Origin of the sequence: Streptomyces lasiicapitis, from assembly GCF_014646335.1 — a bacterium.
In the GTDB taxonomy this organism is placed as follows: Bacteria; Actinomycetota; Actinomycetes; order Streptomycetales; family Streptomycetaceae; genus Streptomyces; species Streptomyces lasiicapitis.
The window spans coordinates 68740-82695 of the sequence record NZ_BMNG01000006.1 but is presented as its reverse complement, the minus strand read 5'-3'; the positions used below and the strand labels follow the sequence as shown (position 1 = coordinate 82695).

The following is a 13956-nucleotide window of genomic DNA, read 5'->3' as shown; positions in this document are numbered from 1 at the left end:
GATGCCGCGTCAGTACCCCGTACGGGAGATGGCCGGTTGCTGGCCCGGACCAGTCCCCCGACACACGCGGGCCCCGCCCGCCACAAGGACGGACGGGGCCGCAAAAGCACCGGTCGAACGGGTGTCCAGGGGTCTCAGCGGGCCGCGCGGTTGACGGCCGAGACGACGGCCTTCATGGACGCACGTGTCGTATTCGCGTCGATGCCCACGCCCCACAGGACGCGGTCGCCGATGGCGCACTCGATGTACGAGGCGGCCTGCGCGGAGGCGCCCTCGCTCATCGTGTGCTCCTGGTAGTCGAGCAGGCGCAGGTCGATGCCGACGATGGACTGCAGAGCGTTGAAGAACGCGGAGATCGGGCCGTTGCCGGAGCCGGTCAGGACGATGTCGGCGCCGTCGACGGTGGCCTCGACGGTGAGCGTGTCGGTGCCGTCGACGTCCGTGATCGTCTGGCCGTTCTTGACCTGGATGCGGCCCCAGGGGCGGTCCGGGTTCGGCAGGTACTCGTCCTGGAAGACGCCCCAGATCGCGGCCGGGGTGAACTCGCCGCCCTCGGCGTCGGTGCGCGCCTGGATGGTCTTCGAGAACTCGATCTGCATGCGCCGCGGCAGGTCCAGCTTGTGGTCGTTCTTCAGGACGTACGCGACACCGCCCTTGCCGGACTGGGAGTTGACGCGGATGACGGCCTCGTAGGAACGGCCGACGTCCTTGGGGTCGATGGGCAGGTACGGCACGGCCCACTCGATGTCGTCGACGCTCTTGCCCGCGGCAGCAGCGCGGGCCTCCATCGCGTCGAAGCCCTTCTTGATGGCGTCCTGGTGGGAGCCGGAGAAGGCGGTGTAGACCAGGTCGCCCGCGTAGGGGTGGCGCGGGTGGACCTCCATCTGCGTGCAGTACTCGTACACGCGGCGGACTTCGTCTATGTCGGAGAAGTCGATCTGCGGGTCGACGCCCTGGCTGAACAGGTTCATGCCCAGCGCCACCAGGTCGACGTTGCCGGTGCGCTCGCCCTGGCCGAACAGGCAGCCCTCGACGCGGTCGCCGCCGGCCATCACGCCGAGTTCGGCGGCGGCGATGGCGGTGCCGCGGTCGTTGTGCGGGTGGATGGACAGGCAGACGTACTGGCGCCGGGACAGATTCCGGGACATCCACTCGAAGCGGTCCGCGTGCGTGGAGGGCGTCGAACGCTCCACGGTGGCGGGCAGGTTGAGGATGATCTCGCGGTCGGCGTCGGGCTGCCAGACGTCCATGACGCCCTCGCAGACCTCCAGGGCGAAGTCCAGCTCGGTGTCGGTGAAGATCTCCGGGCTGTACTGGTAACCGAACACGGTGTCCTGGTCGAGGATCTTGTCGGCGTACTCCATGACCAGGCGCGTTCCGTCGACGGCGATCTGCTTGACGGCGTCGCGGGAGCCGCGGAAGACGACCTCGCGCCAGACCGGCGCGGTCGCGTTGTACAGGTGCACGTTGGCGCGCTTGGCGCCCTTCAGGGACTCCACGGTGCGCTCGATCAGCTCTTCGCGCGCCTGCGTGAGCACGGAGATCGTCACGTCGTCCGGGATGGCGTCCGGGTCCTCGACGATGGAACGTACGAAGTCGAAGTCGGTCTGACCGGAGGACGGGAAGCCGACCTCGATCTCCTTGTAGCCCATGCGGACCAGCAGGTCGAACATCGCGCGCTTGCGGGCGGGCGACATCGGGTCGATGAGTGCCTGGTTGCCGTCGCGCAGGTCGGTGGACAGCCAGCGGGGCGCGACGGTGATGCGCTTGTCGGGCCAGGTGCGGTCGGGGATGTCCACCTGCTCGTACTTGCCGTACTTGTGAATCGGCATGGAGCTGGGGCGTTGGAAGTTCGGCATGGTGTGCGGGGCTCCTCGGAAGGTCCGGAAGGACGGCCGACGGTCTAGCACAGCACCGAACTCCGCGGGGAGGGGGTCGGCCTCTGCTACAGACCCTCGCCGCGGCAGCTAAGGAGAAGCAGCCCGAAACGCATGATGCGGGGCAGCCTAGCCGAGGTCCGCGGAATGCGCGGGCGCGTATCAGTATGCGGGACCGTAGGGACGTAACGGACAAAACGTGCCGTATATCACCTGGCGAGGGTGGCGTAGACCCGTATACGACTATTTCACCAATCATGGTGGCAGCTAGTGACAGCGGCATGACCCAGTGCCACATTGCCGCACATGACCGCCAACCCAACAGGCTTCGAGCCCGTTTTCTGCACGATCGTGCCACCCATCGTCCTGGACAAGCTCGCCCAGTCCTCGGACCCCGCGCTCTCCAAGGCCGCCCGCCGCACCCTCCAGCGCGACGCCTACGAGCGCACCCAGCGCCGCCTGACCACGGTCATCGGCGCCCCCTCCATCGCCGCCCCCAAGGGCGCCGTCGAGGGCAAGCCCTACCGCACCATCTACGACGCGAAGCACAAGAACGACCTGCCCGGCCGCAAGGTCCGCGGCGAGAGCGACAAGCCCGGCAAGGACGCGACCGTCAACCGCGCCCACGCCGGCCTCGGCGCCACCTTCGAGCTCTTCCTGAAGCAGTACGAACGCAACTCCATCGACGGCAACGGCCTGCCGCTCGACGCGACCGTGCACTACGGCGAGGACTACGGGAACGCCTTCTGGAACGGCGAGCAGATGGTGTTCGGCGACGGCGACGGCGAGATCTTCCTCGACTTCACCATCCCCGTCGACGTCATCGGCCACGAGCTGACCCACGGCGTCGTGCAGTACACGGCGAACCTCACGTACTTCGGCCAGCCCGGCGCCCTCAACGAGTCCATGGCGGACGTCTTCGGCTCGCTGATCAAGCAGTACACGCTCGGCCAGACCGCCGCCGAGGCCGACTGGCTGATCGGCGCGGGCCTGCTCGCCCCGCGCGTCACCGGCAAGGCGCTGCGCTCCATGAAGGACCCGGGCAGCGCGTACGACGACGACGTGCTCGGCAAGGACCCGCAGCCCAAGGACATGGAGCACTACGTCAGGACGGGCCGCGACAACGGCGGCGTACACATCAACTCCGGCATCCCCAACCACGCCTTCTACCTCCTCGCCGAGTCGCTCGGCGGGCACGCCTGGGAGCGCGCGGGGAAGATCTGGTACGACGTCCTGACCGGTGGGCAGCTCGCCCAGGACGCCTCCTTCGCGGACTTCGCGAAGCTGACGGTCGCCGCCGCCCCCGAGGGCGAGCAGCGCGAGGCCGTCCTGAAGGCGTGGTCGCAGACCGGCGTGCCGACGTCGTAGCGCCCGGCTTCGCAGGGGTGCCGCGGGTCGCGCCCTGCGGTAGACAGGACCCATGCGTATCCAGGTGAAGCGCACGGGAGGTTTCGCGGGCATCGAGCGGCACGCGGAGGTCGACACCACCGCGCGGCCCGATGCCAAGGAGTGGCATGCCCTGGCCGAACGGGCGGCGGCCGGCGGCCGGGGCACGCCCCCCATAGGGGTGCCCGACGGCTTCAGCTACCAGATCACCATCGACGGCCGGACCGTGTACTGCGCGGATCCCCGGCTGACGGAGGAGCAGCGGCAGCTGATCACGCGGGTGCTCAAGGAAGGTTCGTAACAGCACCGGTCGCCTTCAGGAGGGCAGGCGGTTGCCTTGATGACGGCAGGCGGTTGCCCGGAAACCCGCTTGCCGCACGGGCGTTGACTTCCGTACCAGCGGGTACGGATGATCGCGCGCATGGCGACGACGCGCGCACCGCTGCCCCGCTTCCCCCGCGACTTCCTGTGGGGGGTGTCCACCTCCGCCCACCAGATCGAGGGCGCCACGGCCGAGCGCGGCCCCTCGGTGTGGGACGCCTTCACGGCCCTGCCCGGCAACGTCAAGGACGGCACGACGGCCGCCGTGGCCTGCGACCACGTGCGCCGCTACCGCGAGGACGTGGCGCTGATCCGCGACCTTGGCGTGGGCGCGTACCGCTTCTCCGTCTCCTGGCCGCGGGTGCTTCCGCACGGCACCGGCGAGGTCAGCGAGCGCGGCCTGGACTTCTACGACCGCCTCGTCGACGAGCTGTGCGCGGCGGGCGTACGCCCCGTGCCGACGCTGTTCCACTGGGACACCCCGCTCGCGGTCGAAGAGGCGGGCGGCTGGCTGAAGCGCGACACCGCCCAGCGTTTCGCCGAGTACGCCGCCGTCGTCGCGGCCCGCATCGGTGACCGCGTACCGAAGTGGATCACCCTCAACGAGCCCGCCGAGCACACTCTGCTCGGCCACGCGCTCGGCCGGCACGCGCCCGGCCGTCAGCTCCTGTTCGACGCGCTGCCGGTCGCCCACCACCAGCTCCTGGCCCACGGCCTCGCGGTGACGGCGCTGCGCGCGGCGGGCGCCGACGACATCGGCATCGCGAACTCCCACGGCCCGACCTGGCCCGCGTCCGACCACGCCGAGGACCGCGAGGCGGCGGACTTCTACGACGTGCTCCTGAACCGGCTGTTCTCCGACCCCCTGATCGCGGGCCGCTACCCGGAAGTGATCACGGAGCTCCTTGCCGCCGAAGTCCCGGACCTGGAAGGCGACTTGAAGCTGATCGCGCAGCCGCTCGACTGGTACGGCATCAACTTCTACCAGCCGACGAAGGTGGGCGCCCCGCAGCCGGACGCCACCGTCACCGAGTTCTCGGGCCTCATCCTCCCGCCCGAGCTCCCCTTCTCCCCCCGCCCGATCGAGGGCCACCCCACCACGGACTTCGGCTGGCCGGTGGTCCCCGAATCCCTCACCGAACTCCTCCTGACCTTCCGCGAACGCTACGGCGACCGCCTCCCGCCCCTCGTCATCACCGAGAACGGCTGCTCGTACGAGGGCGTGGACGACCAGCGGCGCATCGACTACCTGGACGGCCACCTGCGCGCCCTGCACCGCGCCCTGGAGGCCGGGGTCGACGTGCGCGGCTATTTCATCTGGTCCCTCCTGGACAACTTCGAGTGGGCCGAGGGCTACCGGCAGCGCTTCGGTCTCGTCCACGTCGACTACGCCACCCAGCGGCGCACGCCGAAGGCGTCGTACGACTGGCTGCGTACGGAACTTCAGGCGCAGGGCGGCGGGCCCGGGGCGCGGGCGCCCCGGGGGTGAGCCGCGGCGTCCCGCGGGCCACGGGCGGCCGGGTCCTCGCGGGGGCGCCCGCGAAGGCTCAGAACCCGAGCTTGCGGAGTTGGCGGGGGTCCCGCTGCCAGTCCTTGGCGACCTTGACGTGGAGGTCGAGGAAGACCGGCGTACCGAGCAGCGCTTCGATCTGCTTGCGGGACTTGATCCCTACGTCCTTGAGCCGCTTGCCCTTGGGGCCGATGATGATCCCCTTCTGGCTGGGCCGCTCGATGTACACGAAGGCGTGGATGTCGAGGAGCGGCTTGTCGGCGGGCCGGTCCTCGCGGGGCAGCATCTCCTCGACGACCACGGCGATGGAGTGCGGCAACTCGTCCCGCACGCCTTCGAGGGCCGCCTCACGGATCAGCTCGGCCACCATGACCTGCTCGGGCTCGTCGGTGAGGTCACCCTCGGGGTAGAGGGCCGGCCCCTCCGGCAGGAGGGGGACGAGCAGGTCCGCGAGCAGGTCGACCTGCTTCTCACCGACCGCCGAGACGGGCACGATCTCGGCCCACTCGAAGCCGAGCTCCTTGGCGAGCTGGTCGACGGCGATGAGCTGCTCGGCGAGCGTCTTGCTGTCGACGAGGTCGGTCTTCGTGACGATGGCGACCTTCGGCGACTTCTTGATCGACGCCAGCTCCTTGGCGATGAACCGGTCACCGGGCCCGAGCTTCTCGTTCGCGGGCAGGCAGAACCCGATGACGTCGACCTCGGCCCACGTGGTGCGCACCACGTCGTTCAGCCGCTCGCCGAGCAGCGTGCGCGGCTTGTGCAGGCCGGGGGTGTCCACGAGGATCAGCTGGGCGTCGGGGCGGTGCACGATGCCGCGGACGGTGTGCCGCGTCGTCTGCGGCCGGTTCGAGGTGATCGCCACCTTCTTGCCGACCAGAGCGTTCGTGAGGGTGGACTTGCCCGCGTTGGGGCGGCCGACGAAGCAGGCGAATCCGGCGCGGTGGACGGCCTGCTCGGGCGGCTGGGGGGACTGGGTACGGACGCTCATGGGGCCCATTGTCCCTGATCTTTTCTGGCGTGGGCGCCTTGGGCGGTGCCCCGGCCCATGGGGCTGCGCCCCTTTCCCCGCCTTTTCGGCGCTCCGCGCCTCGCCCTCCAACGCCGGGCGGGCTTCTCTCCCCACCCGCCCGCCCTTCCTGGGGCTCCGCCCCAGACCCCGCTCCTCAAGCGCCGGAGGGGCTGGAGTTTTCAGCCCGTCCGGCGCTTGAGGACGAGGCGCGGAGCGCCGATCAGCGGGGTCCAGGGGCAGCAGCCCCTGGTTACGGGAAGGGGCGGGACTGGGGCGCCCCGCGAGGGCTCAGACCGCTGCGGCCGTCTCGCGTACCGCCCCGTCCGGCCCCGCCAGGAACACCGGTGTGCCGGCCCCGCCGAGGTCCCGTACCGCCGCGAGGTCCTCCGCGGACAGAGCGGATTCGCCGGACACGACCGCCGCCGCCTCCAGGGAGGAGGCCCCGGAAGCCACCGCCATGGCGACAGCCGTGCGCAGCGCGGACAGCTGGAGGGAGTCGAGGGCGACCGTCCCTGCGACGTACGTACGCCCCGTCTCGTCCCGCACGGCGGCCCCCTCGGGCACACCGTTGCGGGCGCGGGCCGAGCGGGCGAGGGTGACGATCTTCTGGTCCTCGGGGCCGAGGTCGGTGGACTCAGTCATGGCACGAGCATAAGGAGCCGGTCGCGGCGCCCACCCGGCCACCCGGCACACACCGCTACCCGGCCACCCGGTACATCGCCCCGCGCCGCGCCTCGGGCGAAGCCAGCCAGGCGAGCTTCTCCGCGGTGTCGGCCAGCGGCAGCGGCGTGTGCAGCACGATCGTGAGGTCGGGCCGCGCGGGCACCTTCAGCGCGGTGGACTCCACGTGCAGGATCCCGACGAGCGGATGGTCGAGCTCCTTGTGGACCTGACCGGCGGGCCGGATGTCCTGCCGCTCCCACAGCGAGGTGAACTCCGCCCCCGATTCGTGCAGCCGCGAGAGCAGCTCCGCGAAGCCCTCGTCCCCGGGATGCTCGGAGCAGGCCGAGCGGAACTGCGCGACGAGCGCCGCCGCGTTCTGCTCCCAACTCACGCTGCGGGAGCGGTACATGGGGTCGGTGAAGAAGTCGAGGATGCAGTTCTGGGTGGTCTCGGGGCGCATGCCGAGGACCAGCGCGGCCGCGTCGTTGTAGACGACGCAGTTGTAGTAGCGGTCCATGATGTGTGCCGGGTACGGCATCCAGGTGTCGATGAGCCGCCGCAGGCCGTCGCACATGTCGGCGGCGCCCTCCTCGGCCTGCGGCACGGGCGGGTTGAGGCCCGCGAGCACGTACAGGTGGCGGCGTTCGGTGCCGGACAGCTTCAGGACCCGGGCCACGGCGTCCAGGACCTGCGGGGACACCGAGATGTCCCGGCCCTGCTCCAGCCACTGGTACCAGGACGCGCCGACGCCCGCGAGCACCGCGACCTCCTCGCGCCGAAGGCCCGGCGTACGCCGACGCCCGCCGCCTTCCGGAAGGCCCGCGTCCGCCGGGGTCACCCGGGCCCGCCGGCTCATCAGGAAGTCCCGCAGCTCGACCCTGCGACGCGCCCTCGCCCCGTCGGCCCGCTCCTCGATCTGGCTGGCCACCGCTCCCCCTGTCATCCGTACGCGATCGCACCGGTTGCACCTGGTGTTCGCACCACCAGCATAAGTTGCCGCTCCCCACGGCTATTCCGGCCGACGGACGCTGTTGACCATGGCGATAGACACTTCCGCTCCCTCCCCGACCGCCGCAGGCCCATCAACCACCACGGAAACCCCGAGCACCACCGAAGCCCCGAAGGCCGCTGCCGCCGCGCAGGCCACCGCTCCCGCCGGGCCGCCGCCCCGGCTCTCCCGCCGCGACCGGCTCATCCTCTTCGTCCTCTGCGCCGCCCAGTTCATGGTCGCGCTCGACTTCTCCGTACTGAACGTGGCACTGCCCGTGCTCGGTGCGGACCTCGGCATGAGCCATGCCGCGCTGCAGTGGGCGGTCACCGCCTTCGCGCTGCCGTCCGGCGGCTTCCTGCTGCTCTTCGGCCGCTTCGGTGACCTCTTCGGGCGGCGCAGGCTGTTCCTCGGCGGGCTCGCCCTGTTCGGCGCGGCCTCGCTGCTCGCCACCTTCGCCTGGGACCCGGCCTCGTTCCTCGCCGGGCGTGCGCTGCAAGGTGTGGGCGCGGCGGCGATCGTGCCGACCGGCATGTCGCTGCTCACCACCACCTTCCCCGAAGGCCCGCAGCGGGATCGCGCGCTCGGCATCTCCGGCACGCTGCTCTCCCTCGGCTTCACCGTCGGCATGGTGCTCGGCGGTGTCCTCACCGACACCCTCGGCTGGCGCTCCACCATGGGCCTGCTCACGCTCTTCGCCCTGATCGTGCTGCCCCTGGCGCCTCGCCTGCTGCCCGAGTCCCGCACCCCCGACCGGCCCCGCCTCGACATCCCCGGCGCCGTCACCGTCACCGGCGGACTGCTCGCCCTGATCTACGCCCTGTCCACCGCAGCCGAGCGCGGGTTCGGCGGCGCCGACGTGCTCGTCACGCTCGTCGCTGGTGTCCTGCTGCTCGTCGCCTTCGGATACGTCGAGTCGCGGGCCGCCGCGCCGCTGGTGTCACTGCCCATGCTGCGGCGCCGTACGGTCGCGTGGGGCAACCTGGGCGGACTCGTCACGTTCTCGATGATGTCGACCGTCGTCTTCGTCCTCACCCTCTACCTCCAGGACGTCCTCGACCTCTCCGCCTTCCAGACCGGGCTCGTCTTCGGCGTGCAGGGCGTTCTGTCGGTCGTCGCGGGCATGTACGCCCCGAAGGTCATCGGACGCTTCGGGCCGCGCCGCACGCTCGTGGGGTCGCTGCTCGGGCAGGGCGTGTTCGTGGCCGCGCTCGTCGCCGTCGGCGAGGGGATGTGGTCCGTGTGGCTCGCCACCGCCGCCATCTCCGTGGCCAGCATGTTCCATCTCGGGGCGATCGTCTCGTACGGGGTCACTGTCACGTCGGGCGTGCCCGACACGGAGCAGGGGCTGGCCACTGGCCTCGTGACGTCCACCCAGCAGGTCGGGATCACGATCGGCATCCCCCTCCTCGGCGTGCTCGCCACGACTTCGGGTGACGTTCTCGCCGGTACGCGTACCGTCCTCGCCCTCGACGCGGGAATCGTCCTCGCGGCGGCGGTGCTGGTGGCCGCGGGCCTGCGGCGGCGGCCCTGACCCGCTTCTCCCACCCGCCCACCCGTTTCAGCCGTCCCCCGAGCGCGGGTCTCGTCCGGGCGGGTGGGGGAAGCCCTAGGGGCGCGACAAGCGCAGTCGTACCGCTCGCGGCAAGCCCGCGACCACCAAGTCGTAGGAGTCCTCGACGAGTTCGCGGAGCTGGTGGTCGGGGAGGGTGCCGGTGAGCGTGACGGTGTTCCAGTGGCGTTTGTTCATGTGCCAGCCCGGCGCGATCTCCGGGTGCGCGGCCCGGAGCTGGACCGCGATCTCGGGGTCGCACTTGAGGTTCACGGTGAGCGGGTCGCCGTCAAGACGGCTCAGGGCGAACATCTTCCCGGCCACCTTGAACACCGACGCGTCCGGCCCGAAGGGGAATTCCTCGGCCGCGTCGTTGAAGGACAGGCACAGCGCCCGCAGTTCGTCGGGGGTCATCTTGTGTCCCGCTCCCCTTCCCTCTCCCTGTTCCGGGGGCCGGCGGGAGGCCCCTCAGGCGCCACCGGCTCCACGAGCACCGTCACGATCTTGTTGCGCCGCCCGGCCGCCGACTCGGCGGTGAGCTTCAGGGCGCGCCCGTCGGGCAGGTCGACCACGGCCGAGGCCCCGGCGATCGGCACGCGGCCGAGCGCCTTGGCGAGGAGGCCGCCGACGGTCTCGACGTCCTCGTCGTCGTACGCCTCGAGGCCGTACAGCTCGCCGAGGTCGCCGATGTCGAGGCGGGCGGTGACGCGGAAGCAGCCGCCGTCCAGCTCCTCGACGGGCGGCAGCTCACGGTCGTACTCGTCGGTGATCTCGCCGACGATCTCTTCGAGGATGTCCTCGATGGTGACGATGCCGGCCGTGCCGCCGTACTCGTCGATGACGACGGCGACGTGGTTGCGCTCCTGCTGCATCTCCCGCAGCAGATCCCCCGCGTTCTTCGTGTCCGGCACGAACGTCGCGGGCCGCATGGCCGTCGACACGAGCTCGTTCTCGGAGTCGCGGTTGATGTGCGTCTTGCGGACGAGGTCCTTGAGGTACACGATCCCGACGACGTCGTCGTCGCTCTCGCCCGTCACGGGGATGCGGGAGAACCCGGAGCGGAGGGCGAGGGTGAGGGCCTGCCGGATGGTCTTGAAGCGCTCGATGGCGATCAAGTCGGTGCGCGGGACCATGACTTCGCGTACGAGGGTGTCGCTGAGCTCGAAGACCGAGTGCACCATGCGGCGTTCCTCGTCCTCGATCAGCGACTCCCGCTCGGCGAGGTCGACCATCGCGCGCAGCTCGGCCTCGGAGGCGAACGGGCCGCGCCGGAAGCCCTTGCCGGGCGTGAGCGCGTTGCCGATGAGGATGAGCAGCGGCGGGATGGGTCCCATGACGCGGGCCAGCGGCAGCAGGACGTACGCCGCGGCCGTCGCCGTGTTCAGCGGGTGCTGGCGGCCGATGGTGCGCGGGGAGACCCCGACGGCGACATAGCTGACGAGCACCATCACGCCGATGGCGACGGCGAGCGCCTCCCAGGTGGTGTCGATGGCCTTCAGGCAGGCGTACGTCACCAGGGTGGCGGCGGCCATCTCGCACGCCACCCGCACGAGGAGCGCCACGTTCAGATAGCGGACGGGGTCGGCGGCGACCTGCGCGAGCTTCGCGCTGCCGCGCCGCCCCGAACGCACCGCCTCCTCGGCCCGGAAGCTGGACACGCGGGCGAGGCCCGCCTCGGCGCACGCGGCGAGCCACGCCACCACGATCAGGGCGACGGCGCCGCCGATGAGCTGGACGGACATGGGCTCAGGAGACGGTGGGCGCCGGGGACGGGCCGGTCAGGCCCTGCTCCGCGCGCCAACCGTCGACGATGGCCGCCTGCAGGCCGAACATCTCGGCCTTCTCGTCCGGCTCCTCGTGGTCGTACCCGAGCAGGTGCAGCACTCCGTGGACGGTCAGGAGCTGGAGCTCCTCGTTCATGGAGTGCTGCGTCGGGGCCTCCTGGCCCTGCTTCAGGGCCACCTCGGGGCAGAGCACGATGTCCCCGAGGAGGCCCTGCGGCGGCTCGTCGTCGTCCTTCATGGGCGGGCGCAGCTCGTCCATGGGGAAGGACATGACGTCCGTGGGTCCTGGCAGGTCCATCCACTGGATGTGGAGCTGCTCCATGGCGCCGGCGTCCACGACGATCACCGAGAGTTCGGAGAGCGGGTGGATCCGCATCCGCGCGAGCGCGTAGCGGGCGATGTCGAGGATCGCCTGCTCGTCGACCTCGGTTCCGGATTCGTTGTTGACGTCGATCGACATGGTGCTGTTCCGCTACTTCCCTCTGGACCGGCCGCGGCTGGCGTGCGAGCCGTTCTCCGTGCCGTTGTCGTTGTCGTACTTCTCGTACGCGTCGACGATACGGCCGACGAGCTTGTGCCGTACGACATCGGAGGACGTGAGCCGCGAGAAGTGCACGTCGTCGACGCCCTCCAGGATGTGCTGGACCTGGCGGAGGCCGGACTTCGTGCCGTTCGGCAGGTCGATCTGGGTGACGTCGCCGGTGATCACGATCTTCGATTCGAAGCCGAGGCGGGTGAGGAACATCTTCATCTGCTCGGGGTTCGTGTTCTGCGCCTCGTCCAGGATGATGAACGCGTCGTTCAGCGTCCGGCCGCGCATGTACGCCAGCGGGGCGACCTCGATCGTGCCCGCCGCCATGAGGCGCGGGATCGAGTCGGGGTCGAGCATGTCGTGCAGCGCGTCGTACAGCGGGCGCAGATACGGGTCGATCTTCTCGTAGAGCGTGCCGGGCAGGAAGCCGAGGCGCTCGCCCGCCTCCACCGCGGGGCGGGTCAGGATGATCCGGCTGACCTGCTTGGACTGCAGGGCCTGGACCGCCTTGGCCATCGCCAGATACGTCTTGCCGGTGCCGGCGGGGCCGATGCCGAACACGATCGTGTTCTTGTCGATCGCGTCGACGTACCGCTTCTGGTTGAGGGTCTTGGGGCGGATGGTGCGGCCCCGGGACGAGAGGATGTTCTGCGTGAGGACCTCGGCGGGGGTCTCCTCGCCGTCGGCCTCGCCGCTGTCCTCCGCCCTGAGCATGGCGATCGAGCGTTCCACTGCGTCCTCCGTCATCGGCTGTCCGGTGCGGAGCACCAGCATCATCTCGTCGAACAGGCGCTGGACGAGGGCCACTTCGTGGGCGTCACCGACCGCGCTGATCTCGTTGCCCCGGACGTGGATGTCGGCCGCCGGGAAGGCCGTCTCGATCACTCGCAGCAGTGCGTCCCCGGAACCCAGGACCGTCACCATGGGGTGTTTGGCCGGGACGGTGAAGTGGGCCTTCGCGGACTTGGGCGCCTGCGGCTGCGCAGGGGGCTGAGCTGTCGGTGTCTGCGTCATGGGCCGGCTCTAGAGCCTGCACATCCTCCTCGTCACGGGGCTCGCCGTGCGGCAAGTTCTGTACTGCCAAGAGTACGACCGGGCACTGACATGGCCTAAGCCCTTTTCTGAGGCCGGAGCGAACGGCAGCGATCCGGGGCGCCCTACAGCGACCTGCGGAAGCCGATCGTCGGGACCGCGCGGCGCAGCGGCCAGGTGCGGGTCGGCTCGGGCAGCAGGGACTCCAGGAAGGCGTAGCGGCGCAGGGCCACCGGGTCCTGCCCGTCGACCTCGCGCACGCGCCGCCACCACGCGCCGACCTCCGCCCAGCCGGGCGCCGAGAGGGAGCCGCCGAATTCCTGCACGGACAGCGCGGCGGTGAGGCCGGCGAAGGCGAGCCGGTCGGCGAGCGGCCAGCCCGCCAGCGTGCCGGTGACGAAGCCCGCGACGAACACGTCCCCGGCGCCTGTGGGGTCGAGCGCCTCCACCTCGATGGCGGGCACGGACGCCGTCCGCCCGCTGCGGCCGTCCACCGCGTACGCCCCCTCGGCCCCGAGGGTGACCACGGCGAGGGGCACGTGCTGGGTGAGGGCGTGCGCGGCGGCCCGGGGGCACGTCGTGCCCGTGTACCGCATGGCCTCCTCGGCGTTCGGCAGGAACGCCTCGCAGTGCTTCAGGTCGGGCAGCGCGCCCAGGTCCCAGCGGCCGGTGTCGTCCCAGCCCACGTCCGCGAAGATCCGCGTCCCGCGCCGCGCGGCCGCCGCGATCCACGGCGCCCCCTCCCCCGGCACCAGGGACGCGACGGCGGCCCGCGCACGCGGCGGGCACTTCGGGGCGCCGCCGTCCGGGGAGTCGGCGTCGGGCGGCGGCTCGTGCCCGTGGCTGACCATGGTCCGCTCGCCCTCGTACGCCATGGAGACCGTCACCGGCGAGTGCCAGCCGGGCACGGTCCGTGACGAGGCGAGGTCGATGCCCTCGCCGCGTGCCAGGGCGTCCCAGCAGTACTCCCCGTAGTGGTCGTCCCCGAAGGCGGCGGCCAGCGAGGTGCGCAGGCCGAGCCGGGACAGGGCGGTCGCCATGTTGGCCACGCCGCCGGGGCTCGATCCCATGCCGCGCGCCCACGACTCGGTGCCGCGCACGGGCGCCGAGTCGAGGCCGGTGAAGATGATGTCGAGGAAGACGGTCCCGGTGAGGTACACGTCGCAGGGCGGATCGCCCGCGCGGCGGGTCGACTTCAGCGGATCGACAGTGGAGACAGTGGTGACAGTAGTGTCGGCGGTCTCCGCAGCCGGGGCGGGTGGGTGTGGTGGTGCGCCAGGTGGTACGGCCATGAAGGCA

At 70.9% G+C, this 13956-nt stretch carries 13 protein-coding genes; 4 read left to right on the top strand and 9 right to left on the bottom strand.

All coding sequences use genetic code 11. From position 1 onward, the window contains the following. Positions 1–134: 134 nt before the first annotated feature. The gene (gene leuA, locus IEY91_RS14500) at positions 135–1859 is read right to left on the bottom strand and encodes a 2-isopropylmalate synthase (protein ID WP_189174254.1); all 1725 of its coding nucleotides are present in this window, start codon (positions 1857–1859) and stop codon (positions 135–137) included. 324 nt (positions 1860–2183) lie between these two features. Here leuA and IEY91_RS14495 point away from each other — a divergent pair, with 324 nt between their 5' ends. From IEY91_RS14495 to IEY91_RS14485, 3 genes are all read left to right on the top strand, one after another. After that, positions 2184–3245 (top strand): M4 family metallopeptidase, encoded by a 1062-nt coding sequence (locus IEY91_RS14495; RefSeq protein WP_189174253.1) that lies wholly within the window; start codon positions 2184–2186, stop codon positions 3243–3245. Between the two features lie 52 nt (positions 3246–3297). Continuing rightward, positions 3298–3564 (top strand): protealysin inhibitor emfourin, encoded by a 267-nt coding sequence (locus IEY91_RS14490; RefSeq protein WP_164325198.1) that lies wholly within the window; start codon positions 3298–3300, stop codon positions 3562–3564. 108 nt (positions 3565–3672) lie between these two features. Beyond that, positions 3673–5073: a GH1 family beta-glucosidase gene (locus tag IEY91_RS14485; protein ID WP_189174252.1), complete on the top strand. Its 1401-nt coding sequence runs from the start codon at positions 3673–3675 to the stop codon at positions 5071–5073. Positions 5074–5131: 58 nt separating this feature from the next. On the opposite strand, the gene era is transcribed toward IEY91_RS14485, so the two are convergent. The 3 genes from era to IEY91_RS14470 all read right to left on the bottom strand — a co-directional run bounded on the left by era (position 5132) and on the right by IEY91_RS14470 (position 7712). Next, positions 5132–6094 carry a GTPase Era gene (gene era / locus IEY91_RS14480; protein WP_189174251.1) on the bottom strand — a complete coding sequence of 321 codons (963 nt, stop codon included), beginning with the start codon at positions 6092–6094 and terminating at the stop codon, positions 5132–5134. 300 nt (positions 6095–6394) lie between these two features. After that, the gene (locus IEY91_RS14475; protein WP_189174250.1) at positions 6395–6748 is read right to left on the bottom strand and encodes a cytidine deaminase-like protein; all 354 of its coding nucleotides are present in this window, start codon (positions 6746–6748) and stop codon (positions 6395–6397) included. A gap of 55 nt (positions 6749–6803) precedes the next feature. After that, a complete protein-coding gene (locus IEY91_RS14470) occupies positions 6804–7712 on the bottom strand; it encodes a helix-turn-helix transcriptional regulator (RefSeq protein WP_189174249.1) in 909 nt (302 codons plus the stop codon). Between the two features lie 94 nt (positions 7713–7806). On the opposite strand from IEY91_RS14470, the gene IEY91_RS14465 reads away from it, so the two are divergent. Further along, on the top strand, positions 7807–9291 hold the full coding sequence (locus tag IEY91_RS14465) for an MFS transporter (protein ID WP_189174248.1): 1485 nt from the start codon (positions 7807–7809) through the stop codon (positions 9289–9291). A gap of 75 nt (positions 9292–9366) precedes the next feature. Here the strand turns inward: IEY91_RS14465 and IEY91_RS14460 are convergent, their stop codons facing one another. From IEY91_RS14460 to IEY91_RS14440, 5 genes are all read right to left on the bottom strand, one after another. Then, positions 9367–9723, bottom strand: a complete 357-nt coding sequence (locus IEY91_RS14460; RefSeq protein WP_189174247.1) for an MmcQ/YjbR family DNA-binding protein — start codon at positions 9721–9723, stop codon at positions 9367–9369. Then, entirely contained in the window at positions 9720–11051 is a 1332-nt protein-coding gene (locus tag IEY91_RS14455; RefSeq protein ID WP_164325184.1) for a hemolysin family protein, read from the bottom strand. Before IEY91_RS14455 ends, IEY91_RS14460 begins: the two co-directional genes overlap by 4 nt. 4 nt (positions 11052–11055) lie before the next feature. Beyond that, positions 11056–11553, bottom strand: coding sequence for an rRNA maturation RNase YbeY (gene ybeY, locus IEY91_RS14450; RefSeq protein ID WP_164325182.1), 498 nt, complete (start codon positions 11551–11553; stop codon positions 11056–11058). 12 nt (positions 11554–11565) lie between these two features. Continuing rightward, complete coding sequence (locus tag IEY91_RS14445; protein ID WP_189174246.1) at positions 11566–12639, bottom strand: PhoH family protein; 1074 nt, start codon at positions 12637–12639, stop codon at positions 11566–11568. A gap of 143 nt (positions 12640–12782) precedes the next feature. Further along, positions 12783–13949 carry a carbohydrate kinase family protein gene (locus tag IEY91_RS14440; protein ID WP_229696956.1) on the bottom strand — a complete coding sequence of 389 codons (1167 nt, stop codon included), beginning with the start codon at positions 13947–13949 and terminating at the stop codon, positions 12783–12785. Positions 13950–13956: the final 7 nt, after the last annotated feature.

Bases quoted from the DNA above. Each gene is read 5' to 3' on its own strand.
- leuA (WP_189174254.1), bottom strand. From the start codon at position 1,859: ATGCCGAACTTCCAACGCCCCAGCTCCATGCCGATTCACAAGTACGGC.
- IEY91_RS14495 (WP_189174253.1), top strand. From the start codon at position 2,184: ATGACCGCCAACCCAACAGGCTTCGAGCCCGTTTTCTGCACGATCGTG.
- IEY91_RS14490 (WP_164325198.1), top strand. From the start codon at position 3,298: ATGCGTATCCAGGTGAAGCGCACGGGAGGTTTCGCGGGCATCGAGCGG.
- IEY91_RS14485 (WP_189174252.1), top strand. From the start codon at position 3,673: ATGATCGCGCGCATGGCGACGACGCGCGCACCGCTGCCCCGCTTCCCC.
- era (WP_189174251.1), bottom strand. From the start codon at position 6,094: ATGGGCCCCATGAGCGTCCGTACCCAGTCCCCCCAGCCGCCCGAGCAG.
- IEY91_RS14475 (WP_189174250.1), bottom strand. From the start codon at position 6,748: ATGACTGAGTCCACCGACCTCGGCCCCGAGGACCAGAAGATCGTCACC.
- IEY91_RS14470 (WP_189174249.1), bottom strand. From the start codon at position 7,712: ATGACAGGGGGAGCGGTGGCCAGCCAGATCGAGGAGCGGGCCGACGGG.
- IEY91_RS14465 (WP_189174248.1), top strand. From the start codon at position 7,807: ATGGCGATAGACACTTCCGCTCCCTCCCCGACCGCCGCAGGCCCATCA.
- IEY91_RS14460 (WP_189174247.1), bottom strand. From the start codon at position 9,723: ATGACCCCCGACGAACTGCGGGCGCTGTGCCTGTCCTTCAACGACGCG.
- IEY91_RS14455 (WP_164325184.1), bottom strand. From the start codon at position 11,051: ATGTCCGTCCAGCTCATCGGCGGCGCCGTCGCCCTGATCGTGGTGGCG.
- ybeY (WP_164325182.1), bottom strand. From the start codon at position 11,553: ATGTCGATCGACGTCAACAACGAATCCGGAACCGAGGTCGACGAGCAG.
- IEY91_RS14445 (WP_189174246.1), bottom strand. From the start codon at position 12,639: ATGACGCAGACACCGACAGCTCAGCCCCCTGCGCAGCCGCAGGCGCCC.
- IEY91_RS14440 (WP_229696956.1), bottom strand. From the start codon at position 13,949: ATGGCCGTACCACCTGGCGCACCACCACACCCACCCGCCCCGGCTGCG.